Origin of the sequence: Nocardioides sp. LMS-CY, assembly GCF_018732145.1 — a bacterium.
GTDB classification, from domain to species: domain Bacteria; phylum Actinomycetota; class Actinomycetes; order Propionibacteriales; family Nocardioidaceae; genus Nocardioides; species Nocardioides soli.
The window spans coordinates 4,182,327-4,206,240 of record NZ_CP076104.1 but is presented as its reverse complement, the minus strand read 5'-3'; the positions used below and the strand labels follow the sequence as shown (position 1 = coordinate 4,206,240).

Below are 23,914 nucleotides of genomic sequence, written 5' to 3'. Positions count from 1 at the left end.
GACCCACTCACCACCACCCCCACAGCCGGAAGAAGCCCAGATGTCCAGCACCACCCGACCGCGCTCGATCCTGTCCTGGTTCCGCGACCGCGGAGTCCGCACCAAGATCCTCGTCGCGGTCGTCCTCACCGCCGTCGTCGCCATCGTCGTCGGCCTGTCCAGCCTGCGTGCGCTGGGCGACTCCGCCGAACGGGCCGAGGCCATCTACCGCGACAACCTGATCGGCGTGCAGTCGGCCGGTGACATGCGCACCGCGATCGACGTCCTGCGTCAGGGCTCCCGTGACGCCGTCATCGCGACCAGCGACGACGACACCCAGGCCGCCCTCGACGGCATGGCCGAGGCCGAGACGATGTTCGCCGAGGCGGCCGAGCGCTACGTGGGCGGTGGGCTGGACGCCGAGCGCGAGAAGCTGCTCGGCGAGCTGGAGCAGAAGGTCACGGAGTACCTGGACAAGCAGCTCACCGTGATGGCGCCGTTGGCGTTCCAGGGCAACCGAGGTCCCTGGACCGAGGCCAACGCGACCGTGATCCGGCCGATCACGAGTGCGATGACCGAGGACATCACGAGGCTCGAGGCGATCGAGTCCGCGGAGGCCGCGGACGCCGCTGCCGGCGTCACGTCGTCCTACAACAGCAGCAGGAACTTCGCGATCGTGCTGCTGACGGTCGGGGTGCTGCTGACGCTCGCGCTGGGCTGGTTCGTCGCCGGCGCCATCGCCTCGGGCGTGGCTCGGGTGAAGCGGGTCGCCGACGGGTTGGCCGTCGGCGACCTGACGCAGCGTGCCGACGTGGACAGCCGCGACGAGATCGGCCTGATGGCCGCGAGCCTGGACACCGCGACCGACCAGCTGCGCCGGCTGATGGAGAACGTGACCGAGTCGGCGGAGTCGGTGGCCGCGGCGTCGGAGGAGTTGTCGGCGGCGTCGCAGCAGATCGCGGCTGGTGCGGAGGAGACGTCGGTGCAGGCGGGGGTGGTCTCGGGTGCGGCCGATGAGGTGTCGCGGAACGTGCAGACGGTGGCGGCGGGTGCTGAGCAGATGGGGGCTTCGATCCGGGAGATCGCGACGTCGGCCAATGATGCGGCGCGGGTGGCTTCGCAGGCGGTGGGGATCGTGGAGTCGACGAACGACTCGGTGGCCAAGCTCGGTGTGTCGAGTCAGGAGATCGGCAATGTGGTGAAGGTGATCACCTCGATCGCGGAGCAGACGAATCTGTTGGCGTTGAACGCGACGATCGAGGCGGCTCGGGCCGGGGAGGCCGGCAAGGGCTTTGCGGTGGTGGCCAATGAGGTCAAGGAGTTGGCGCAGGAGACGGCGCGGGCGACCGAGGACATTGCTCGTCGGGTGGATGCGATCCAGGGTGACACCACGGGTGCGGTCGAGGCGATGGGTCAGATCTCGGAGATCATCACCTCGATCAACGACTACCAGCTCACCATCGCCTCGGCGGTGGAGGAGCAGACCGCGACCACCAACGAGATGAGCCGCAACGTCGCCGAGGCCTCCACCGGCTCCGCCGAGATCGCGGCCAACGTGAACGGCGTCTCCGGCGCGGCCGAGTCGACCACCCAGGCGCTGGTGCAGTCGACCGCGGCGATCGACGAGGTGGCTCGGATGTCCGCCGAGCTGCGCAGCGCCGTGGGCTTCTTCAAGGTCTGAGCAAGGCCTCGGCAAGGCCCCCTCAAGCCCCCGACAGGACGGCGACAAGGCCCGGACATGGGTTGCCCAACGCCTGATCCGCACGTCCACCGTCGGGCTACCATCGACCCCGCCCGGACTCAGGTCCGGGCGGGGTCGACGACACCGGACTGTGGTCGACCGTCGACGGGTGGACGGGAGCGAGCCCATGGCGTACTCGGTGGTCGGCGGGCCGGCCCTCGGCTTCGACCTCGCCCGCCTGCCGGGCGGCGCGCAGGTGGCCGGGGTGGTGCGGGTGGCGCTCGCCGTCGGACCCGAGGACCTGGACCGGCTGGCCGCCTGCCACCCGGGCGCGGGCGCCCGCGAGGAGTGGCGCCGGGCCTACGTGCCGACGACCGGCACCGAGTCGGCGGCCACGACGCTCCGGCTCGCCGGGGCCGCGCTGGAGGAGGCCGCGGCGGGGGAGACGGCGCTGCTGCGGCGACTCGAGAGCAGCCTGCTCGGCGACGCGCACGCCCTCGACCGGATGATCCGCCGCGACGTCCTGGACTGGACCTGGCTGCACGGCGGTGCGGTCGCCGCCCAGGACCCCGTGGCGTCGCTCGCCGCCGACGTACTCGCCGACGCGGCCACCAGCGCCTACCTGCGCGACCGGCTGGCGCCCGACCTGCGGCGCGCGATGGCCGCCCCGTTCGTCCGCGCCGGGCTGGCCCTGCCCGAGCTCGAGACCGGGCTGCCCGAGCTGGACCGCCGGCTGGCCGGGTTCGCCGCCTCCGACGACGACGCCCGCCGGGCCTGGCGCCGGGTCGTCGACGAGGTGCGCGGGCACACCGCCGAGTGGGCGCCCGCGATGCACCAGGCGACCTGGGCGCTCTCGGTGACCGAGCGGCTGCGAGCCGCCTGCGACGCCCAGTTGGCCGCCGTGCTCGCCTTCGTCGACGGCGGGTTCACCGGACGCGACGCGGCGTACGGCGTCTGGAACGCGTGGTCCGGCACCGTGCAGGCGAGCCTGGTGACCGACCTGCTGCCGGAGCGCGACGCCGACGTGCTGCTGCGTGTGTGGCGCGCGGTCCACACCCCGGCAGACTGACCCGCTCGGTCCCCTCAGGTCGCGAACCGAGCGGCCGATGAGCCCTTCACCTGTCACGGGGCAGGGCGACAGTGAAGGGTGTTCCATGGCGCGGATCCGGGTGCTCGTGGTCGATGACTCGGTCGTGATCCGCAAGCTGGTCTCCGACCTGCTCGCCGAGGATCCCGACATCGAGGTCGTCGGCACGGCGGTCAACGGCAGGGCCGGTCTGCAGAAGATCGTGTCGCTGCGGCCCGACCTCGTGACGATGGACATCGAGATGCCCGAGCTCGACGGCATCGAGACGGTCCGGCAGCTCCGGGCCGGTGGCAACCGGGTGCCCGTGATCATGTTCAGCACGCTGACCGAGCGGGGCGCCGTCGCCACCCTCGACGCCCTCGCCGCCGGCGCCTCGGACTACGTGCCGAAGCCGGCGAACGTCGGGAGCGTGAGCCGCTCGATGGAGCAGGTGCGCGACGCGCTGATCCCGCGGATCAAGTCGCTGGTCCCGCGGCCGGACGCGCGGCCGGCCGGCGCCGGACCGGTCGCCACGCCGGCGCCGACCCCCACGCTGCGCCCGCCGGCACCGCAGCCCGTCGGCGGGTACCGACTGGTCGTCGTCGGCTCCTCGACGGGCGGCCCCGAGGCGCTCGGCTCGGTGCTGTCCGGCCTGCCGCCGCTGCCGGTGCCGATCGCGGTCGTGCAGCACATGCCGCCGCTGTTCACCCAGCAGTTCGCGGCCCGGCTGGACCGTCAGCTGCCCGTCGAGGTCACCGAGGCCGTCGACGGCCAGGTGCTGCGGCCCGGCACGGTCTGCATCGCCCCCGGCGACTTCCACCTCGAGATCGTCGCCGACGGCCGGGCCTTCGTGGCCCGGATCAGCCAGACGCCGCCCGAGAACTACTGCCGCCCCGCCGTCGACGTGCTGTTCCGCAGCGCCGCCGCGGTCGCCGGACCCGCGGTGCTGGGCGTCGTGCTCACCGGCATGGGCTCCGACGGCTGCAAGGGCGCCCGCACCATCGTCGAGCGGGGCGGCAGCGTGATCGCCCAGGACCGGGCGACCTCGGTCGTCTGGGGCATGCCCGGTGCGGTCACCTCCGCCGGCCTCGCCGAGCGGGTGCTGCCCCTGGGCGACATCCCCGGCGAGATCAACCGGCGCCTGGGTCACGCACCCGTGGGCGTGACCGGTGTCGCGTCGGCGGCGGGAGGCACCCGGTGACGATCAGCCCCCACGCGTTCACCTTCGTCCGTGAGCTGGTCCGCGCCGAGAGCGCGATCGTGCTCGAGACCGGCAAGGAGTACCTCGTCGAGTCGCGGCTGGTGCCGCTGGCCCGCGCCGCCGGGCACCCGAGCGTCGACGCGTACGTCGCCGACCTCTCGACCCGGCGTACCCCCGCCGCGCTGAAGCAGGTGGTCGAGGCGCTGACGACCAATGAGACCTCGTGGTTCCGCGACTCCGACCCCTTCACGGCGCTCCGGCAGTCGGTGTTCCCCGCGCTCGCCAAGACCCGGCCGAACCGGACCCTGCGGGTCTGGGCGGCCGCCTGTTCGAGCGGCCAGGAGCCCTACAGCATCGTGATGACCGCGCTCGACACCCCCGAGCTCGCGGGCTGGCGGGTCGAGCTGCTCGCCACCGACCTGTCCGAGGAGATGCTGGACCGGGCCCGCACGGGCGAGTACTCGCAGCTGGAGGTCAACCGCGGCCTGCCGGCCACGACGATGGTCCGCCACTTCGAGCGGGCGGGGCTCAACTGGCGCATCAACCGGTCGATCAGGGAGCGCGTGGAGTTCCGCCAGCTCAACCTGACCCGGCCGTTCCCGCCGATGGGCCGGTTCGACGTGGTGTTCCTCCGCAACGTGCTCATCTACTTCGACCTCCCGACCAAGCGGGATGTGCTCAGGCGGGTGCGTCAGGTGATGGCACCGGACGGCCACCTCTTCCTGGGGGCGGCGGAGATGACCATGGGCGTCGACGACGCCTGGGAACGGGTGCCGGCGGGTCGGTCCTCGGTCTATCGGATCAGAGAGGACCTCAAGATGGAGGGCAGCTCATGCGTGCTTTGATTGTCGATGACTCCCGAGCGATGCGCCGGATCGTCGGCCGCATCCTCGAGGACGTGGGCTACGACGTGGTCGAGGCCGCCGACGGCCAGCAGGCCATCGAACGGCTCGAGGAGATGGACGAGCCGCTCCAGCTCGCCTGCGTCGACTGGAACATGCCCGTGATGGACGGCCTCACGTTCATCACGGAGGTCCGCAAGCGGCCGGAGTGGCGCGCCATCACGCTGATGATGGTGACCACCGAGAGCGAGCAGGACCGGATCGTCCGGGCGCTGGCCGCCGGCGCCCACGAGTACCTCATCAAGCCGTTCACCGGTGAGGCCATGCTCGAGAAGCTCGACCTGCTCGGGCTCCTCCCGACCTCGACAGGATCCTGACATGACCATCTCGAGCGCGCCCGACGAGGCGCTCGTGCTCGCCGCCATCGAGCAGGTGTGGGGCTCCATGCTCTTCGCGAGCGCCGCGCCGTGGCCGGCCGACCGGCCCGCGGAGTTCGAGACCGGCCTGCAGGCCCAGATCGAGCTGCGCGGCGACTGGAACGGGCGGCTGGTGCTCACCTGCGACAGCGTGGTGGCCGGCCAGATCGCCGGGGCGATGCTGGGCCTCGGCCCCGAGGAGCAGCTCGACCAGCCCGACGTGCACGACGCGGTGGGCGAGGTGCTCAACGTCGTCGGCGGGAGCGTGAAGGGTGCGCTTCGGGGTACGTCGGCGCTGGGCCTGCCGGGGGTCCGCGAGGTCACCGCGGTGCCGGCGCGCGACGAGTCGTTCGTCGTCTCGTGGGGCGATGCGCCCGTCTACGTCCAGATCGTCCCCGACGCCGCCTGAGCGGCGCCGTCAGCCAGCAGCTCATCCGGAAGGCAGGTCAGAAGGTAGCCCATGAAGATCCTCATCGCCGACGACAGCAAGGTCATGCGTCAGATCGTGCTGCGCACGATGCGCCAGGCCGGCTTCGGCCATCACGAGTTCGTGGAGGCCGTGGACGGCGCCGAGGCCGAGCAGCTGGTCGCGAGCGAGTCTCCCGACCTGGTCCTCTCCGACTGGAACATGCCCAACAAGACCGGGATCGAGCTGCTGCGTGCACTGCGCGGCGGTGGCAACCCGGTGCCGTTCGGCTTCGTCACCTCCGAGGGCTCCGAGGAGATGCGGGAGACCGCGCGGGCCGCCGGCGCGATGTTCCTGATCGCGAAGCCCTTCACCGCCGACCACTTCGAGTCCGAGCTCTCCGGAATGCTGGGCTGAGGCCGACATGCTTCCCGACCGCAAGGACATCAAGGACCTCTTCGAGGGGCTGCTCGGGCGCGAGGTCGCGCTGACCGACGGCACCCCGGTCGACCTGGGCATCCCGAAGCCGATCGTCGCGTCGTACCTCGACGACACCCACGGCTTGCGCGCCGTGGCGGTGATGAGCTTCGGCCTCGCGGCCCGCTCCGGCGCCGCCATCGCGCTGATCCCCAAGGGCGCCGCGCAGGCCGCGGAGGAGGACCGGCTGCTGCCGGTCAATCTCTTCGAGAACGCCGCCGAGATCTGCAACGTGCTGGCCGCCCCGCTGGGCGAGGCCATGGACACCCACCTGCGGCTGGCGGAGACGTTCGCGCCGTCGGACCCGGTCCCGGCCCACCTGCTGGCGCTGGCGGCCCAGGCCGGTGGCCGCGAGGACCTCGAGCTCGACATCTCCGGCTACGGCACGGGCGGACTCTCGATCGCCGTCGCCGTCTGAGCTGCCCGGCACACGCGGGTCCGGGCTGGGGGCGCTCGCACGTAGGGTGGAGCGCGAGATGAGTATGTCGATCCCGCTGCCCGGCCTCGAGGCCGTCGCCCCCGCCGCACCGGCCCGTCGCGGCCCCAGCCGCGAGGAGCTGCTCGAAGGCCTCAACGAGCCCCAGCGCGCCGCCGTGGTGCACGAGGGGGCGCCGCTGCTGGTGGTGGCCGGCGCCGGGTCGGGCAAGACCCGGGTGCTCACCCGGCGGATCGCGTGGCTGATCTCCGAGCGCCGGGCCCACCCCGGCTCGATCCTCGCGATCACCTTCACCAACAAGGCCGCGGCCGAGATGAAGGAGCGGGTCGAGGACCTGGTCGGCAAGCGCGCCCGCATCATGTGGGTGTCGACGTTCCACTCGGCCTGCGTGCGCATCCTGCGCAAGGAGGCCGACAAGCTCGGCTACAAGTCCAACTTCTCCATCTACGACGCCGCCGACCAGAAGCGGCTGATGACGCTGGTCTGCAACGACCTCGACCTCGACCCGCGTCGCTACCAGCCGGGCGCGCTGCTGCACTGGGTCTCGAACCAGAAGAACGAGCTGCGCGACCCCGAGGACGCCACCAAGGACGCCCGCAACCACCTCGAGGAGACCTACGCCGCGGCGTACACGGCGTACCAGCGCCGGCTCCGCGAGGCCAACGCGCTGGACTTCGACGACCTGATCATGTCGACCGTGCATCTGTTCCAGGCGTTCCCGGAGGTGCGCGAGACCTACCGGCGCCGGTTCCGGCACGTGCTCGTCGACGAGTACCAGGACACCAACCACGCGCAGTACGCGCTGATCCACCAGCTCTGTGCGGACGACCCTGAGCAGTCCGACCCCGACGCGGAGCGGGTCGAGCCGGCCGAGCTGATGGTCGTCGGCGACGCCGACCAGTCGATCTACGCCTTCCGCGGCGCCAACATCCGCAACATCCTCGACTTCGAGCAGGACTTCCCCAACGCGACCTCGATCCTGCTGGAGCAGAACTACCGCTCCACGCAGACCATCCTGACCGCCGCCAACTCGGTGATCGGCCACAACAAGGGCCGCAAGGAGAAGCGGCTGTGGTCCGACGCCGGCGACGGCGAGCGGATCGTCGGGTACGTCGCCGACGACGAGCGCGACGAGGCCCGGTTCGTCTCCGAGGAGATCGACAAGCTCACCGACGAGGGCGCCCACCGCCCCGGCGACGTCGCGGTGTTCTACCGCACGAACGCGCAGTCGCGGGTGTTCGAGGAGGTCTTCATCCGCACCGGGATGCCCTACAAGGTGGTCGGTGGGGTCCGGTTCTACGAGCGCCGCGAGGTGCGCGACGCGCTCGCCTACCTGCGGATGCTGGTCAACCCGGCCGACCAGGTGTCGCTGCGGCGGATCCTGAACACCCCCAAGCGCGGCATCGGCGACCGCGCCGTCGCGTGCGTCAACGCGCTGGCCGAGCGCGACCGGATCACGTTCTGGGAGGCGCTGCGCCGGGCCCAGGACGCCCCCGGCCTGGCCACCCGCTCACTCACCCAGATCCAGGGCTTCGTGGCGATGGTCGAGGAGCTGCAGTCGATGGTCGACGCGGGTGAGCGCGCCGACGTCGTCCTGGAGACCGTGCTCGCCCGCTCCGGCTACCTCACCTGGCTGGAGGAGAGCGACGACCCGCAGGACGAGACCCGGCTGGAGAACCTCGCCGAGCTGGTCGCGGTGGCCCGGGAGTTCGCCGAGGACCCGCTGGCCGGCCCGTCGGCCGACCCGACCGACGTCGAGGCCGGCATCGTCGCCCCGGGCCTGGCCGACTTCCTCGAGCGGGTCGCGCTGGTGGCGGACACCGACCAGATCCCCGACGACGACCCCGAGGACTCCGGCGTCGTCACGCTGATGACGCTGCACACGGCGAAGGGCCTGGAGTTCCCCGTCGTCTTCCTCACCGGCCTCGAGGACGGCGTCTTCCCGCACGCCCGTGCGCTCGGCGACCAGCCGGAGCTGGAGGAGGAGCGCCGCCTGGCGTACGTCGGGGTGACCCGGGCCCGCGAGCGGCTCTACATCTCGCGTGCGGTGGTGCGCTCGGCCTGGGGCGCGCCGTCGCACAACCCCGGCTCGCGCTTCCTCGACGAGTTGCCGGTCGATCTCGTCGACTGGCGGCGCACCGAGGCCGCCCAGACCCGGTGGAGCCGGCCGGACCTCTCCGGCGGCCAGCGGTTCGGCGAACCCACCGCCGCCGGCCGGCGCAACTTCTCGGCCGCCGCCGTGCGCGCCGACGCCGCGGCCCGCGCCAAGCCGGCGCGAGAGATCCCCAGCCTCGAGCCCGGCGACCGGGTGCTGCACGACTCGTTCGGCCTGGGCACGGTGGTCGCCCTGGAGGGCGCGGGGGAGAAGTCCGTCGCCTCGATCGACTTCGGTTCCGAGGGCGTCAAGCGGCTGCTGCTGCGCTATGCGCCGGTCGAGAAGCTGTAGCCGCAGGTTGAGGTGCGAGGCCCGCTAGGGCCGTGAGCACGGTGGTTGAGGAGGGCCGCCAGGCCCGTCTCCACGGTGGTTGAGGAGGGCCGCCAGGCCCGTCTCCACGGTGGTTGAGGAGGGCCGCCAGGCCCGTCTCCACGGTGGTTGAGGAGGGCCGCCAGGCCCGTCTCGAAACCCGGTGATCCGAACAGCAGCAGTGACTACGGCTGAAGCCCGTGTACGACGAGCGCGGCGTACGGGTCGACCGGGTCGCCGCCGCCGGGGCGGACCTCGAGGTGGAGGTGCGGCCCGGTGACGTTGCCGGTGGAGCCGACGTAGCCGATCGTGTCGCCGGCGCTGACCTGCTCGCCCTCGCTGACGGTGTACGAGGTCTGGTGGCAGTACCAGAGCTCGGTGCCGTCGTTGAGCGTGATGACGGTCTTGTTGCCGTACGCGCCGTCGTAGCCGACGGAGGTCACCACGCCGTTGGCGACCGCGTGGATGGTGGTGCCGCTCGGGGCCGCGAAGTCGAGACCGGTGTGGTAGTGGGACCACAGGCCGCTGTAGGCGCCGAACTGGGCGGTGAGGCGGTAGCCGGAGAGCGGCAGCGTCCACTGGTTGAGCCGGAGCTTGTCGGACTGCTCCTGGGCCTGCTGGGCGAACTTCTTCAGGGCGGCGTTGCGCTCGCGGTTCTGCGCCTCGACCTCGTCCTGGAGGTCGGCGTCGACCGCGTCGGAGAGCGCGTCGCGGCGCGAGTCGCGGCTGACGGTGCGCCGGTCGAGGAGGCTGGCGCTGGCGACCTGGCTGGCCCCGCTGAGGGCGCTCGCCTGGCTGAAGCGGGGCACCTCGTCGTCGAGCCCGCCCTGGGCGGTCACGGCGCCGCCGACCGAGACGGCCAGCGCGGCGAGGCCGAGCAGCACCGGCGCCGACGGCAGGGCCCGGAAGAGCGGGGCGCGCGAGGAGCTGCGCCGGGCACCCGGCTTGGACGGCGCGGTGCGCGGCGTGTGCGCGGCGCGCACGCCGCCGATGCGCGAGGTCTGGTAGACGACCGGCCGCTCGGTGAGCACCTCGGGGACGTCCCGGGTGATCGGCAGGACCAGGGTCTCCTCGTCCTCGTGGAGGACGACGGCCGCGGGAGCGGGGGCGGCCGGGGCGGCGGCGCGGCGGCCGGGCTTCTCGGCCCGACGCTTGCCGGCGGTGCCGCTGGCTACCGGGGAGGGGAGGTCCGAGGGACGACGGCGCGGGCCGCGACGATCCGCTCGGTGGTTACCCATGAATTTGCTTCTCCGCTGCTCGGGGTTCAGACGGCGAGGCCCGACTGTAACGGACCGATCACGGGGTCGGGAATCCAACCCCGCCAACTTGTGGACGGAATCCGACGAAATTGGCTGGCCAACCGTCGCACAAGATGGTCCAGAGGTCACATCGGCCGGATCGGCCCGGCTGAAACCCCTTCGTGTCGACTTTTTACCGTGGCCCCGGCCACGTGGCGCTCATCACGCTCGGTTAGCCTCCCGTCATGAGCACCTCAGCGGCGCGCCGAATCCGCATCGTGGTGGGCAAGCCCGGTCTCGACGGGCACGACCGGGGGGCCAAGATCGTCGCCCGGGCGCTGCGCGACGCCGGACACGAGGTGGTCTATACGGGCCTGCATCAGACCCCCGAGCAGATCGTGGAGACCGCGATCCAGGAGGACGCCGACCTGATCGGGCTGTCGGTGCTCTCCGGCGCGCACATGACGCTCTTCCGGAGGCTGGTCGAGCTGCTCGCCGAGCGCGACGCCTCCGACATCGTCGTCTTCGGAGGCGGGATCATCCCCGAGGAGGACATCCCGGTGCTCGAGGAGCTCGGGGTGGCCAAGGTGTTCACCCCCGGTGCGTCGACCGGTGAGATCACCGGCTGGGTCGCGGAGCACTTCGCCGCCTGACCGCCGCCTGACTGCCGCCTGAGCCGCCGTCCGGCCGGGCTGCGCCGTGCCCCACGTCACGTCGGTCCGCCCTCGTCGTACTCCCGCGAGCGGGTCTAAGGTGCCGAGGACACCCCGAGCGCGTGGCGGCTCCCTCCAATCGGCTGGGCGCGCCCGCTCGCTCGCTCCGACCGAATAGGACTTGGTGGATCAGTGGATCTGATGGAGTACCAGGCGAAGGAGCTCTTCGCCAAGCATGGTGTGACCACGACGCTGGGCGTCGTCGTCGAGACCGCGGAGGCCGCCAAGGCCGCCGCCGAGAAGCTCGGTGGCGTGACCGTCATCAAGGCACAGGTCAAGGCCGGCGGCCGCGGCAAGGCCGGTGGCGTGAAGCTGGCCAAGACGGCGGATGAGGCGTTCGAGCACGCGTCCAAGATCCTCGGCATGGAGATCAAGGGCCTCACGGTCAACCGGGTCCTGGTGACCCCGGCGACCCCGCCCGAGGAGGAGTACTACTTCTCCTTCCTGCTCGACCGCGCCAACCGCCAGTACCTCTGCATCGCCTCCGTCGAGGGCGGCGTCGAGATCGAGGAGGTCGCCAAGACCAACCCCGACGCGGTCAAGCAGATCGCGATCGACCCGGGCGCCGGCGTGGACGAGGCGAAGGCCCGCGCGATCGCGACCGAGGCGAAGTTCCCCGAGCCGGTCTTCGAGCAGGCCGTCGCGATGATCCAGGCGCTCTACCGGGTCTTCGTCGAGGAGGACGCCACGCTCGTCGAGGTCAACCCGCTCGCGCGGCTGGCCGGCGACAAGCTCGAGGCCCTCGACGGCAAGGTGTCGCTCGACGACAACGCGTCCGAGGTCCGCCACCCCGACCACGAGGGCTTCGTGATCCGCGAGGAGGAGGACCAGCTCGAGGCGAAGGCCAAGGACAAGGGCCTCAACTACGTCAAGCTCGACGGCCAGGTCGGCATCATCGGCAACGGCGCGGGCCTGGTCATGTCGACGCTCGACGTCGTCGCGTACGCCGGTGAGGCCCACGGCGGCGTCAAGCCCGCCAACTTCCTCGACATCGGCGGCGGCGCCAACGCTCAGGTGATGGCCGACGGCCTCGACGTGATCCTCGGCGACCCGCAGGTCAAGAGCGTCTTCGTCAACGTCTTCGGCGGCATCACCGCCTGCGACGAGGTCGCCAACGGCATCAAGGGCGCGCTGGAGATCCTCGGCGACGAGGCGAGCAAGCCGCTCGTCGTGCGCCTCGACGGCAACAACGTCGAGAAGGGCCGCGCGATCCTGGACGAGCTGAACCACCCGCTGGTCACCCAGGTCGACACGATGGACGGCGCGGCCGACAAGGCCGCCGAGCTCGCGAACGCGTAAGGACGAGAACAGATGTCGATCTACCTCAACAAGGACTCCAAGATCATCGTCCAGGGCATCACGGGCGGGATGGGCTCCAAGCACACCACGCTGATGCTCGACGCGGGCTCGAACATCGTCGGCGGCGTCAACGCGCGCAAGGCCGGCACCACCGTCGAGCTCGGCGGCCAGGACCTCCCGGTCTACGGCACCGTCAAGGAGGCGATGGCCGAGACCGGCGCCGACGTGTCGGTCGTCTTCGTGCCGCCGGCCTTCACCAAGGACGCCTGCATCGAGGCCATCGACGCCGGCATCGGCCTGCTCGTGGTCATCACCGAGGGCGTGCCGGTGCAGGACACCGCCGAGGTGTGGTCCTACCTGCAGAGCCCGGCCAACTCCGGGGGCACCCGGATGATCGGCCCCAACTGCCCCGGCATCATCACGCCGGGGGAGTCGCTGGCCGGCATCACCCCGCACACCATCGCGGGCAAGGGCCCGGTCGGCCTGGTGTCGAAGTCCGGCACGCTGACCTACCAGATGATGTACGAGCTGAAGGACTTCGGCTTCTCCACCGCCATCGGCATCGGTGGTGACCCGATCATCGGCACCACCCACATCGACGCCCTCGCGGCGTTCGAGGCCGACCCGGAGACCAAGGCGATCGTGATGATCGGCGAGATCGGCGGCGACGCCGAGGAGCGGGCCGCGGCGTACATCAAGGACCACGTGACCAAGCCCGTCGTCGGGTATGTCGCGGGCTTCACCGCCCCGGAGGGCAAGACCATGGGCCACGCCGGCGCCATCGTCTCCGGCTCCTCCGGCACCGCCCAGGCCAAGAAGGAGGCCCTCGAGGCGGTCGGCGTGAAGGTCGGCAAGACGCCGTCCGAGACCGCCGCGCTGATGCGTGAGGTCCTGCAGAGCCTCTGATCCAACGCCGAGTCGGCGCCAGATCTCACCATCAGGTGGAGATCTGGCGCCGACTCGGCGATTTCGGGTCAGTCCATCTCGTCGACGACGGCCCGGGCACCGTCCAGGTGGGCCGTGACCGCGTCGGCGTCGAACGCGTCGCCGTCGTGGTTGACCAGCGTCTGCAGCACCGCCTGGCCGACCCGGACGACCTGCACGATCTGGCCACCCGGGCCCGGCTCGCCGTCCACCTCGACGCGCATGACCGACGAGGCCGCGTAGTCGCCGAGGTCGGACTCGTCGACCTCGTAGGTCTTGCTGACGCCCTCGTCGGCGTCCTCCGGGCAGGCGGCGAACGGCGCGATCACACCCTCGGCGTAGGCCTGCGCCGCGTCGGCCGACGCGAAGGTCATCAGCTGGCGCAGGATGCCGGTGGAGATCGAGCGATGGCCGGCGTACAGGGTGTCGACCGGCTCCGGTAGCCCGGTCGGAGCGGCGCCGCAGGCCCGGAGCGAGCTCTCGACGTTGTACCCCTCGAGGTCCAGCTCGTGGGCGGGGCCTTCGAGGCCGATGCCGCCCTCGGCGTCGGTGGGCAGTCCCTCGTCGAGCGGGAATGCGTCGGGGATGGTGCCCGACAGGCCGGTCGGCTCGTCGACGGCCTCGGAGGCGTCCGGGGCGGCCGGGTCGCAGCCCTCGATCGAGAAGACGCACATCGCAGCGACGGTCGGCTCGACGGCGCCGGTACGCCGGTCCAGCTCGTACTGCACCGCTTGGTCGCCGCCGGCGGAGCCGTAGGCGCTGTCGTAGAGCAGCGCGTTGCCGGTGCGGAACACCTCCACCAAGGTCAGGTCGCTGATCAGGCCGTCGTCGTGGCGGGCCTGCTGGGTGTAGGCGTAGGCGTCGTCGGCCGTGAGCTGGTCCGGGGCCGGCACCGAGCTGAAGAACATCTCGATGCCCTGTCCGCCCGGGACGGGCGCGCAATCGGCCGTCGCGTTCCGCAGGGCGTCGAGCTCCGCGGCCGCGGTGGCCTCGTCGGGGTAGACGACCAGCCAGCGCTGTGCGTAGTCCTCCGACTCGCCTCGGTACCGCACGGCCAGGTCGTCAGCGGGCTTCTGCGAGGGCCAGTCCCCGCAGTTCGGGATCTCTCCGACGGCCGCCGGCCGGGTGGTGGCCGGGGTCGGGAAACCGGTCTTCAGTGGGAAGTCCGTTGGGATCGTGGTGGTCCAGCCGCCCGGCGGCTGCTGGTCGACCGGGAGCGGCTGTCCCTGGTTGCCACCGCTCGCGGCCAGTGCGATCGGGGTCGCGATCATCGCGACCGCGGCGACCGCGCCCACGGTGGCGAGCGCCTGGTGGCGACGCCGCATCCGGGTGCCACGGCGGCGTACCTCGGCGGCGGGGAGCGGGTCCATGGTGAGTCCTGGGGTGGAGAAGTTCTCGAGCTCTGCCAAGAAGTCGGGGTCTGCCGGGTCAGGCATGGCTCACTCCTTCCTCGTCGCCGAGCAGCGCGGCGAGCGCGGCGCGGCCCCGGCTGAGCCGGGCCTTGATGGTTCCTTCGGGGACGCCCACCTCGCGGGCGACGTCGTGCACGGGCAGGTCGGCGATGTGGTGGAGCACCAACGCCTGCCGCTGCGCCTCGGGGAGCTGCTTGAGCGCCGCCACGAGCGCGACGTGCGCCTCGCTGGGTGCCGGGGCCTCGGTGGCCGGGCCGACCGCCCGGTCCGCCGGCCGCCGGCCGCGCACCGTGCGCCGCCAACGGCTCACCGCCAGTCGGTACGCCGTGGTGCGCACCCACGCCTCGGGGTGCTGGGCCCGTTCGAGCTTCCTGCGGTGCGCCCAGGCGCGCACGAACGCCTCCTGCACGCACTCCTGCGCCTCGTCCCGGTTGCCGATCATCGCGTAGACCTGGCCGGTGATCCGCTGGAACGACGCGGTGTAGAAGTCGTCGAACTCGCGTTCGTCCATCGACTCAAGTGTCCCGTCTCGTGTGGTCAGCAGGGTTGCTGATCGTGAGGGATACGCCCGGACGGGGGTCACGGTTGCACGCCGACGCGGATTTCTCCCGCAGGCGCAGCGGATCGGGGTGGGCTACTGGCCGGTCTTCGGCGCGGGCATCTGCCGGAGCCGGTCGAGGGCCCGCTCGGCGAGGGCCTGGAACTGCTCCGGGGGGATCGTGACGTCCTTGACCGGCACGAAGCCGACCTGGCCCACGGCGGTGCCGTGGCGCAGCACGCCCATCAGGAAGTTGATCGACTTGTCGTCGGTGACCGCGGTCGTCACCCGCCACACGGTCAGCTCCCGGTCGCCGCGGCGTACCTCGCGCAGCCGGGTGACCTCGGTGCCCATCTGCTTCTTCGAGCACCGCGCGAGCTTGTCGCGGACGTCGCCGACGAAGGCCTTCGCCCTCTTCTTCGGCAGCGTGCCGACCGACTCGGTGAGGCCGAACTCGCTCGGCAGCTTCGCCTTCGGGATCAGGAAGGTGCGGGTGAGGTTGTTGCTCATCCCGCGCGTGGTGAAGTCGGTGTCGTCGCAGTGGGTCGCCGCGGCGTTGTCGAGCGCGCGGCGCGGCTCTGTGCCGACCCAGGGCCGGCGTACGCCGGTGGCGGGCGGCAGGTCGACCTCGGAGAGCATGCCGGGCGCCGCGCCCACCGGGACCGGTGCCGACCTCCGGGTCGACGGGTCGGTCGCGCAGGTGCCCCCCTGGGGGAGCTCGCACAGCCGGTCGACCCCGGCCGCGAGCAGCCGCGCCACCGTGCGGGGCCGGGGTCCGGCGTCGCCGGGTGTGCTGGCCACCGTCGTCGTGGTGAAGCTGCCGGTGCGGGCCACGCCGGCGATCACGCTCGTCGCGGGGTCGGCCCAGGTGCGGAGCTCGAAGACCACCGCCTCGTCGCCGATGCCCGCGGCGCCGTACGTCGTGAGCAGCTGCGCCCGGTCCTCACGACAGTCGGCGAACCACCGGCTCGCCGCGTCGTACGCCCGGATCGCGGCCCGCTCGGTGCGCGCCGCCTCCGCGGCCTGGATCACCACGGTCGCCCGCCGCGCGGCCTTGCCCGTCGCCTGCGGCTTCGCGGTCGGCTGGCTCTGGGTCGGCTGGCTCTGGGTCGACTGGCTCTGGGTCGACTGGCTCTGGGTCCGCTGGGGGTCGAAGACCCGCACCAGCGCCGCGTCGGGACGGTTGCGCGGTGCGGCGTACCGGCTCTCCTGGCAGGTCATCACCAGGCCGTTGCGAGTGGAGTTGTCGTCGGTGCTCGCGATGCTCCAGGTGTCGGAGGCGGCCCCGGACACGGTGCGGGCGACGTCGTCGCCGTCGAGCATGGAGTCCTCGGGCAGCGCGACCGGCTCCCGCTGCTGGGCACCGGCCGCCTGACCCTCGATCCGCTCGCCGGCCAGCGTCGGGCGCACGCCGTCGGCGTCGGTGACGAGCGTGCCGGTGATCACGAGCGCGGCGGCGGTGGCGGCGACGCCGATCACGGTGTGCGTACGCCTTCGGGCCGCGCCGGCGCGGCGGATGATCGTGGAGCGGGGCCAGCGGACGTTCTCCACGTGCCCGCGGACCGCCTCGAGCACGCTGCGCACGCTCGTGGTGGGCACCTCGCGGTGCAGCGCGAAGGTCGACGTCGCGGTCTGCAGCTCGCGCTCCGCCTCGGTGCGGGGGAGTCCGACCTCGCGGGCCATCGCGGTGAGCGAGGCGCTGGTGAGCTCGGTGATCAGCAGCACCCGGCGCTGGGTCATCGACAGCTTCGCCAGGGCGTCGAGCGTGGCCTTCACCTCGGCATCGAGGCTCTTCTCGCGGTGCCAGAGCTTCGCGGTGTGCCGGCGTTGCGCATGGCGGCACGCGTGCTCACGGACCCAGCCCTCGGGGTCCTCCACGCGGGTGACCTTGCGCCAGTGGTGCCAGGCGACCACGAAGGCGTCGCGGACCGCGGCGCGGGAGGACGAGAGGTCGCCGGTGAGGCAGTACGTCAGCAGCAGCAGGCGGGTGCGGACGTCCTTGTAGAACTGGTCGAACTGGTCGGGCTCCGTCATGGCTGACTCCACGGTAGCCTGCGCCGCACATCCGCACCGATTCGGCGTGTGCGCCCGGCTCCGGGGTCGGGAGCGGGTGATGATGTCCGGACCATGACGTCGCTGCTTCCCGGGTCCTTCCCGGCCGGGTCCACGTCCCGGGCCGGTCGGAGCGGAGCCGATCCCCGGCACCGCTCGCCGCTGGTCCCGGTCGCCTTGCTCGGCGGCGCCGCCGCGGCCGGTGCGGTCCTCGTGGTCTGTCTCGCCGTCGGGGTGCTCGGCTGGTTCCTCACCGACGCCGGCGCCCACGGCACCCCCCGCGACGGGCTGCGCGTCGGGGCGTTCGGCTGGCTGATGGCCCACGGCTCCGGGGTCATGATCGGCGGCGTCGCGGTCACGATCGTCCCGCTCGGCATCTCCGCGCTCTGCGCGTGGTCGGCCTGGCGGGTGGGACACCGCGTCGGCGACGCGATCTCGGGCCACGGCCCCGACGCCGACCGGATCGCCGACGGCGAGCGGGACTGGACGGTCCCGACCGCGGCGGCGGCGTTCACCGCCGGCTACCTGGCGGTGACGGTCGGTACCTGTCTGCTGGTGTCGTCCGACACCACCTCGCCGTCGCTCGGTCGGGTGGTGGTCTGGTCGTTCCTGCTGTGTGCCGCCTTCGGCTGGACCGGCATCGCGACCGGCTCGGGGCGGCTCGCGATCTGGGCCGCGGACGTGCCCGCCTGGCTGCGCGCGGGCCTCGCCGGCGGCCTGCGCATCCTCGCCACGTTCCTGGTCGCCTCGACGGTGCTCTTCCTGGCCGCCCTGGTCGCCGACTTCGGTACGGCGGTCAACGTGATGTCCCGCCTGCACGCCGGTGTCGGCGACGCGGCGATCTACACGACGCTCACCGCGACGCTGGTGCCCAACGCGGTCGTGTACGCCGGCAGCTACCTGCTCGGCCCAGGCTTCCTCGTCGGCACCGGCACGCTGGTGTCGCCGAGCCTGGTCTCGCTGGGGCCGGTGCCGATGTTCCCGCTGCTCGCCGCGCTGCCCGACAACGGCGCCACGCCGGCGTGGGCGGCGTACCTGATCGCGGTCCCGCCGCTGACCGCCGCCGTCGCGGCCGCGGCCGCCCAGCGGCGCATCCCCACTCTGCGGTGGGAGGAGGGCGCGGTCCGCGGCTGCGTCGGCGGCGTGCTGGCCGGCCTCCTGCTCGGCGCCCTCACCGTGGTGTCCGGCGGCGCGGCCGGCCCCGGCCGGATGCGCGAGATCGGCCCCGACGCGATGGATGTGCTGGTGCACGCCGTGACCGCGTTCGGCATCGGCGGCGTCGTCGGCGGAGTGGCGATGACCTGGTGGCAGCGCCGCGCCGCCCGCGCCGAGGGCGAAGCGTCCTAGACTCCCTCGCGTGTCGCGCACCGAGCCCGCTGCCCTGGTCGTTCTCGTCTCCGGCAGCGGCACCAACCTGCAGGCGCTCCTCGACGCGTGCACCGACCCGGCGTACGGCGCCCAGGTGGTCGCCGTCGGCGCCGACCGCGACGGCGTCGAGGGGCTCGCCCGGGCCGAGCGCGCGGGACTCCCGACGTTCGTGGTGCGCGTCAAGGACTACGAGACCCGCGAGGAGTGGGACGCCGCGCTGGCCGGCGCGGTCGCGGCGTACGACCCCGACATCATCGTGTCCGCGGGCTTCATGAAGCTCTTCGGCAGCACCTTCCTCGCGCTCTACGGCGGCAAGGTCGTCAACACCCACCCGGCGCTGTCGCCGTCCTTCCCCGGGATGACCGGGCCGGCCGACGCGCTGGCGTACGGCGTGAAGGTCACCGGCGCGACGCTGTTCGTGGTCGACCCCGGCGTCGACACGGGCCCGATCATCGACCAGCGGGCGGTCGGGGTGCTCGACGGCGACACCGTCGAGACCCTGCACGAGCGGATCAAGGGCGCGGAGCGCGGGATGCTCGTCGAGGCGGTCGGCCGGATGGCCCGCGAGGGCTTCGTCGTCGAGGGACGCCGGGTCCGCTTCGGCAAGCTGGTCGACTAATGTCTGATCCACACGACTGGCGCAGGTGGGCAACCACCAGGGAGTGAGCCGGGAGCATCGACCGCCTGGGTGCTCTCAAACCGCCCGAACCATCGCAACCGCTGGAGTGTCCGTGTCCGACTCTGCCATTTCCGTGGGCCGCATCCCGATCAAGCGCGCCCTCGTCTCCGTCTACGACAAGACCGGGCTCGAGGATCTCGTGCGGGCCCTCCACGACGCCGGCGTCGAGCTGGTGTCGACCGGGGGCTCCGCCGCCCTGATCGCCGGGTTGGACCTGCCGGTGACCAAGGTCGAGGATCTCACCGGCTTCCCCGAGTGCCTCGGCGGCCGGGTCAAGACCCTGCACCCGCGCGTGCACGCGGGCATCCTGGCCGACCGCCGCCTCGACTCGCACGTCGAGCAGCTCGCCGAGCTCGGCGTGGAGCCCTTCGACCTGGTGGTCTCGAACCTCTACCCGTTCGTGCAGACCGTCGCCTCCGGGGCGACCCCCGACGAGTGCGTCGAGCAGATCGACATCGGCGGCCCCTCCATGGTCCGCGCCGCCGCCAAGAACCACCCCTCGGTCGCGATCGTCACCTCGCCCGGGCGCTACGCCGACCTGCTGGCCGCGGTCGCGGCCGGTGGCTTCACGCTCGCCGAGCGACAGCTGCTCGCCGCGGAGGCGTTCACCCACACCGCGGCGTACGACGTGGCGGTGGCGTCCTGGATGGGCAGCGTGCTCACCGACACCTCGGTCGAGGACGGCGAGAGCACGGGCTTCCCCGCCTGGGTCGGCGCATCGTGGGAGAAGGCCGCGGTGCTCCGGTACGGCGAGAACCCGCACCAGCCGGCCGCGCTCTACCGGAGCGAGTCGGCTCTCGGCGGCAGCGGTCTCGCGGGCGCCGAGCAGCTGCACGGCAAGGAGATGTCCTACAACAACTACGTCGACACCGATGCCGCCCGGCGGGCGGCCAACGACTTCGCCGAGCCGGCGGTCGCGATCATCAAGCACGCCAACCCGTGCGGCATCGCCGTCGGCTCCGACGTCGCCGAGGCGCACCGGCGGGCGCACGAGTGCGACCCGGTCTCCGCGTTCGGCGGCGTGATCGCGGTCAACCGTCCGGTGTCGGTCGAGATGGCCCGTCAGGTGGCCGAGGTCTTCACCGAGGTGATCGTCGCGCCGGCGTACGACGAGGGCGCCGTCGAGATCCTCCAGGCCAAGAAGAACATCCGGATCCTGGTCTGCGCGGTCGACGCGCACCCGGCGCCGGTGGAGATCCGCCCGGTCAGCGGCGGCCTGCTGATGCAGCGCGTCGACCACGTCGACGCGGCCGGCGACGACCCCGCGACCTGGACGCTGGCGACGGGCACGGCCGCCGAGCCCGAGGTGCTGGCCGACCTCGCCTTCGCCTGGAAGGCCTGCCGGTCGGTGAAGTCGAACGCGATCCTGCTGGCCAAGGACGGCGCCTCGGTCGGCATCGGCATGGGCCAGGTCAACCGCGTCGACTCGTGCCGGCTCGCCGTCGAGCGGGCGGGGGAGCGGGCCGCCGGCTCGGTCGCGGCCTCCGACGCGTTCTTCCCGTTCGAGGACGGTCCGCAGATCCTGATCGACGCCGGCGTCACCGCGATCGTCCAGCCGGGCGGGTCGGTGCGCGACGAGCTGACGATCGAGGCCTGCCGGGCCGCGGGCATCACGATGTACTTCACCGGCACCCGGCACTTCTTTCACTGAGCCGACCACGAGCACGACAGGATGACCCCCGTGACCGCACAGAAGCTGGACGGCAGCGCGACCCTCAAGGCGATCAAGGCCGAGCTGACCGAGCGGGTGGCCAAGCTGCGCGAGCGCGGCGTCGTACCCGGCCTCGGCACCGTGCTCGTCGGCGACGACCCCGGTTCGCACTGGTACGTCTCGGCCAAGCACAAGGACTGCGCCGAGATCGGCATCGAGTCGATCCGGGTCGACCTGCCGGCCACCGCGGCTCAGGCCGAGGTCGAGGCGGAGATCGACCGGCTCAACGCCGACCCGGCCTGCACCGGCTTCCTGGTGCAGCAGCCGACCGGCCTCGACGAGTTCCGGCTGCTCTCGCGGGTCGACCCCGACAAGGACGTTGACGGCCTGCACCCCACCAACCTCGGCAAGCTCGTGCTGGGCGAGGCCGGCCCGCTGCCGTGCACGCCGATCGGCTGCATCGAGCTGCTGCGCCGGCACGGGGTGGAGCTGAACGGCGCGGAGGTGGTCGTGGTGGGCCGCGGCATCACCGTCGGCCGGCCGCTGGGGCTGCTGCTCACCCGCCGCAGCGAGAACTCCACCGTCACGCTCTGCCACACCGGCACCCGTGACCTCGCCGCGCACACCCGGACCGCCGACGTGGTCGTGGCCGCCGCCGGCGTGCCCGGGATCATCACCGGCGACATGGTCAAGCCGGGGGCGGCGGTGCTCGACGTCGGCGTCTCCCGGGTGGACGGCAAGATCGCCGGCGACGTCGCCGACGACGTCTGGGACGTCGCCGCGTGGGTCTCGCCGAACCCGGGCGGCGTCGGCCCGATGACCCGCGCCATGCTGCTCTCCAACATCGTGACCGCTGCCGAGCACCAGGCCTCGTGAGCGACTCGGACCAGCCGCCGGGGCCGCCGGATCCTGCCGAGGAGGAGGAGCCGACCTCCGCCGAGGACACCGGCGAGGGCGCGCCGCGCCGCTACCCGTCGACGATCGGTGGCGGCTTCTACCTCCTGGTGCTGGCGGTGGTCGCCATCGCGATCGGCGTCGTCACGACCGGTGCGTGGCGCGGCGGCATCCGCTGGTTCGGCGGGGCGCTGATCTTCGCCGCCGTGGTCCGGGCGGTGCTGCCCGCCAAGGACGCCGGCATGCTCGCCGTCCGCGCCCGCTGGTGGGACTGTCTCCTGCTCGCCGGCACCGGCGTCGCCCTGATCCTCCTGGCCAGCTCGATCCCCGACCAGCCCCTCTAACGCCGAGTCGGCGCCAGTTTTCACGTCCTGGTGAAAACTGGCGCCGACTCGGGTGAGATTTGGCGCCGACTCGGCTCAGATCAGGCCGAGCTCCGTGACGGCGGCGCGCTCGTCGGCGAGCTCCGCGGTGGAGGCGTCGATCTTGGCGCGGGAGAAGTCGTCGATCTCGAGGCCCTGGACGATCTCCCAGTCGCCGCCCTTGGTGGTGACCGGGAACGACGAGATCAGGCCCTCGGGCACGCCGTAGGAGCCGTCGGAGACGACCGCCATCGACACCCAGTCGCCCGTGGCGGAGCCGAGCAGCCAGTCACGGGCGGCGTCGATGGTGGCCGACGCGGCCGAGGCGGCCGAGGAGGAGCCACGGGCCTCGATGATCGCGGCGCCGCGCTTGGCGACCGTCGGGATGAAGGTGTCGGCGATCCAGGCCTGGTCGTCGACGACCTCGGCGGCGTTCTTGCCGGCGATCTCGGCGTGGAAGACGTCGGGGTACTGGGTCGCGGAGTGGTTGCCCCAGATCGTCATCTTCTTGATGTCGGTGACGGCGGCGCCGGTCTTGGCGGCCAGCTGCGAGATCGCGCGGTTGTGGTCGAGGCGGGTGAGCGCCGAGAACCGCTCCTGCGGGATGTCGGGTGCGTTGGTCATCGCGATCAGCGCGTTGGTGTTGGCCGGGTTGCCGGTCACGCCGATGCGGACGTCGTCGGCGGCCACCTTGTTGAGCGCCTTGCCCTGGGCGGTGAAGATCGCACCGTTGGCTGAGAGCAGGTCGCCGCGCTCCATGCCCGGGCCACGGGGACGGGCGCCGACGAGGAGCGCCAGGTTGACGCCGTCGAAGATCTTCTCGGCGTCGTCGCCGATCTCGACGCCGGCCAGGTTCGGGAACGCGCAGTCGTCGAGCTCCATGACGACGCCCTCGAGGGCCTTCAGCGCCGGGGTGATCTCCAGCAGCCGCAGCTCGATCGGGCGGTCGCCCAGCAGCGCACCGCTGGCGAGGCGGAAGAGCAGGCTGTAGCCGATCTGACCGGCGGCACCGGTGACGGCGACCTTCAACGGGGTAGAGCTCACGACGACTCCTTGACACACGAGCGAGGCAGGTGGATTTCCGGCTCCCGACGCTAGCAGCGCACCGTCCCCCTGCGATGCTGGGGTCCATGACGATGCGCGGGCCGATGGCGATGGCATTCGCCACCGTCGTCGCCGTCGGTCTCGCCGGGTGCGGTACGGCGTCCGCGCCGAGCCCCCCGACCGGGGTCGACCAGCTGGTCATCCCGACGCCGAGCCCCGACCCCGACGACTTCGTCGCCGGGGTCGACAACACCTGGCTGCCGTTGCCCGCCGGCCGGACCTGGACCTACGAGGTCGTCGACGCCGGCGGGGCCCACCGGATGCGGGTCCGCGTGGCCGACGGGCCGGAGGTCGACGGCGTCGCCACCACGGCGCGGGTGACCACCGAGGCCGGTGCGGACACCACGGACTGGTTCGCCCAGGACGACGAGGGCAACGTGTGGTGGTTCGGGCGCGAGGGGGAGTGGCAGGCCGGCACCGACGGCGCCCGCGCCGGACTCGCGATGCCGAGGAGCCCGCGCGTGGGCGACGGTTTCCGTACGGCGTACCAGCCGGGAGTCGTCGAGGACGTCGCGACCGTCACCGCCGTGGACGAGTCCGTCACCGTCCCGGCCGGTTCGTACGACGGCGTTGTGGTCGCCCGCGTGACCTCGGCGCTCGAGAGCGGCGCGCGGGACACCTACTGGGCGCGCGGCGTCGGGCTGGTCGAGGAGGACGGCACCGGCCGGACGGTCCGCCTGACCGGCGTCAGCGGCTGACGATCAGGGGCTGA

At 72.3% G+C, this 23,914-nt stretch carries 23 protein-coding genes and 1 riboswitch; of the genes, 18 read left to right on the top strand and 5 right to left on the bottom strand.

Annotated features, from left to right (window positions below; genetic code table 11):
* The first annotated feature begins 40 nt into the window (after positions 1 to 40).
* From KM427_RS19945 to pcrA, 9 genes are all read left to right on the top strand, one after another.
* Positions 41 to 1,660 (top strand): methyl-accepting chemotaxis protein, encoded by a 1,620-nt coding sequence (locus tag KM427_RS19945; protein WP_215525056.1) that lies wholly within the window; start codon positions 41 to 43, stop codon positions 1,658 to 1,660.
* 169 nt (positions 1,661 to 1,829) lie between these two features.
* Complete coding sequence (locus KM427_RS19940; protein WP_215525055.1) at positions 1,830 to 2,729, top strand: hypothetical protein; 900 nt, start codon at positions 1,830 to 1,832, stop codon at positions 2,727 to 2,729.
* An 85-nt stretch (positions 2,730 to 2,814) separates the two neighbouring features.
* Positions 2,815 to 3,927, top strand: a complete 1,113-nt coding sequence (locus KM427_RS19935; RefSeq protein ID WP_215525054.1) for a protein-glutamate methylesterase/protein-glutamine glutaminase — start codon at positions 2,815 to 2,817, stop codon at positions 3,925 to 3,927.
* On the top strand, positions 3,924 to 4,772 hold the full coding sequence (locus KM427_RS19930; protein WP_215525053.1) for a CheR family methyltransferase: 849 nt from the start codon (positions 3,924 to 3,926) through the stop codon (positions 4,770 to 4,772). Before KM427_RS19935 ends, KM427_RS19930 begins: the two co-directional genes overlap by 4 nt.
* Positions 4,760 to 5,146 (top strand): response regulator, encoded by a 387-nt coding sequence (locus KM427_RS19925; protein WP_183591542.1) that lies wholly within the window; start codon positions 4,760 to 4,762, stop codon positions 5,144 to 5,146. Before KM427_RS19930 ends, KM427_RS19925 begins: the two co-directional genes overlap by 13 nt.
* Before the next feature lies 1 nt (position 5,147).
* Positions 5,148 to 5,594 (top strand): chemotaxis protein CheX, encoded by a 447-nt coding sequence (locus KM427_RS19920; protein WP_215525052.1) that lies wholly within the window; start codon positions 5,148 to 5,150, stop codon positions 5,592 to 5,594.
* Positions 5,595 to 5,645: 51 nt separating this feature from the next.
* Positions 5,646 to 6,008, top strand: coding sequence for a response regulator (locus tag KM427_RS19915; protein ID WP_183591540.1), 363 nt, complete (start codon positions 5,646 to 5,648; stop codon positions 6,006 to 6,008).
* A gap of 7 nt (positions 6,009 to 6,015) precedes the next feature.
* Positions 6,016 to 6,486, top strand: coding sequence for a hypothetical protein (locus tag KM427_RS19910; RefSeq protein ID WP_215525051.1), 471 nt, complete (start codon positions 6,016 to 6,018; stop codon positions 6,484 to 6,486).
* A 64-nt stretch (positions 6,487 to 6,550) separates the two neighbouring features.
* Entirely contained in the window at positions 6,551 to 8,950 is a 2,400-nt protein-coding gene (gene pcrA, locus KM427_RS19905; RefSeq protein WP_215527694.1) for a DNA helicase PcrA, read from the top strand.
* Positions 8,951 to 9,153: 203 nt separating this feature from the next.
* On the opposite strand, the gene KM427_RS19900 is transcribed toward pcrA, so the two are convergent.
* Complete coding sequence (locus KM427_RS19900) at positions 9,154 to 10,206, bottom strand: M23 family metallopeptidase (protein WP_215525050.1); 1,053 nt, start codon at positions 10,204 to 10,206, stop codon at positions 9,154 to 9,156.
* Positions 10,207 to 10,451: 245 nt separating this feature from the next.
* Between KM427_RS19900 and icmB the strand changes: the two genes are divergently transcribed.
* The 3 genes from icmB to sucD all read left to right on the top strand — a co-directional run bounded on the left by icmB (position 10,452) and on the right by sucD (position 13,124).
* Positions 10,452 to 10,859 (top strand): coenzyme B12-dependent isobutyryl CoA mutase small subunit, encoded by a 408-nt coding sequence (gene icmB / locus KM427_RS19895; RefSeq protein WP_183591537.1) that lies wholly within the window; start codon positions 10,452 to 10,454, stop codon positions 10,857 to 10,859.
* A gap of 192 nt (positions 10,860 to 11,051) precedes the next feature.
* The gene (sucC, locus tag KM427_RS19890) at positions 11,052 to 12,218 is read left to right on the top strand and encodes an ADP-forming succinate--CoA ligase subunit beta (RefSeq protein ID WP_183591536.1); all 1,167 of its coding nucleotides are present in this window, start codon (positions 11,052 to 11,054) and stop codon (positions 12,216 to 12,218) included.
* Between the two features lie 12 nt (positions 12,219 to 12,230).
* Positions 12,231 to 13,124, top strand: coding sequence for a succinate--CoA ligase subunit alpha (gene sucD, locus KM427_RS19885; protein WP_183591535.1), 894 nt, complete (start codon positions 12,231 to 12,233; stop codon positions 13,122 to 13,124).
* A 68-nt stretch (positions 13,125 to 13,192) separates the two neighbouring features.
* Here sucD and KM427_RS19880 read toward each other — a convergent pair whose 3' ends face one another.
* The 3 genes from KM427_RS19880 to KM427_RS19870 form a co-directional block, all read right to left on the bottom strand.
* Entirely contained in the window at positions 13,193 to 14,578 is a 1,386-nt protein-coding gene (locus KM427_RS19880) for a hypothetical protein (protein WP_215525049.1), read from the bottom strand.
* Entirely contained in the window at positions 14,571 to 15,065 is a 495-nt protein-coding gene (locus KM427_RS19875; protein ID WP_215525048.1) for an RNA polymerase sigma factor, read from the bottom strand. Before KM427_RS19875 ends, KM427_RS19880 begins: the two co-directional genes overlap by 8 nt.
* Before the next feature lie 123 nt (positions 15,066 to 15,188).
* Entirely contained in the window at positions 15,189 to 17,126 is a 1,938-nt protein-coding gene (locus KM427_RS19870; protein ID WP_215525047.1) for a SigE family RNA polymerase sigma factor, read from the bottom strand.
* Between the two features lie 93 nt (positions 17,127 to 17,219).
* On the opposite strand from KM427_RS19870, the gene KM427_RS19865 reads away from it, so the two are divergent.
* The 5 genes from KM427_RS19865 (at position 17,220) to KM427_RS19845 (ending at position 22,080) form a co-directional block, all read left to right on the top strand.
* Positions 17,220 to 18,491 carry a cell division protein PerM gene (locus KM427_RS19865; protein WP_215525046.1) on the top strand — a complete coding sequence of 424 codons (1,272 nt, stop codon included), beginning with the start codon at positions 17,220 to 17,222 and terminating at the stop codon, positions 18,489 to 18,491.
* A 10-nt stretch (positions 18,492 to 18,501) separates the two neighbouring features.
* Complete coding sequence (gene purN / locus KM427_RS19860; protein ID WP_183591530.1) at positions 18,502 to 19,131, top strand: phosphoribosylglycinamide formyltransferase; 630 nt, start codon at positions 18,502 to 18,504, stop codon at positions 19,129 to 19,131.
* Between the two features lie 2 nt (positions 19,132 to 19,133).
* Positions 19,134 to 19,209: riboswitch (ZMP/ZTP riboswitch) on the top strand.
* A gap of 34 nt (positions 19,210 to 19,243) precedes the next feature.
* Positions 19,244 to 20,842: a bifunctional phosphoribosylaminoimidazolecarboxamide formyltransferase/IMP cyclohydrolase gene (gene purH, locus KM427_RS19855; protein ID WP_252274697.1), complete on the top strand. Its 1,599-nt coding sequence runs from the start codon at positions 19,244 to 19,246 to the stop codon at positions 20,840 to 20,842.
* 30 nt (positions 20,843 to 20,872) lie between these two features.
* Positions 20,873 to 21,718, top strand: coding sequence for a bifunctional methylenetetrahydrofolate dehydrogenase/methenyltetrahydrofolate cyclohydrolase (locus KM427_RS19850; RefSeq protein WP_215525045.1), 846 nt, complete (start codon positions 20,873 to 20,875; stop codon positions 21,716 to 21,718).
* Positions 21,715 to 22,080 (top strand): DUF3017 domain-containing protein, encoded by a 366-nt coding sequence (locus KM427_RS19845; RefSeq protein ID WP_215525044.1) that lies wholly within the window; start codon positions 21,715 to 21,717, stop codon positions 22,078 to 22,080. Before KM427_RS19850 ends, KM427_RS19845 begins: the two co-directional genes overlap by 4 nt.
* A gap of 75 nt (positions 22,081 to 22,155) precedes the next feature.
* Here KM427_RS19845 and KM427_RS19840 read toward each other — a convergent pair whose 3' ends face one another.
* Complete coding sequence (locus tag KM427_RS19840; protein ID WP_183591526.1) at positions 22,156 to 23,142, bottom strand: malate dehydrogenase; 987 nt, start codon at positions 23,140 to 23,142, stop codon at positions 22,156 to 22,158.
* 86 nt (positions 23,143 to 23,228) lie between these two features.
* On the opposite strand from KM427_RS19840, the gene KM427_RS19835 reads away from it, so the two are divergent.
* A complete protein-coding gene (locus KM427_RS19835) occupies positions 23,229 to 23,900 on the top strand; it encodes a hypothetical protein (RefSeq protein ID WP_183591525.1) in 672 nt (223 codons plus the stop codon).
* Positions 23,901 to 23,914: the final 14 nt, after the last annotated feature.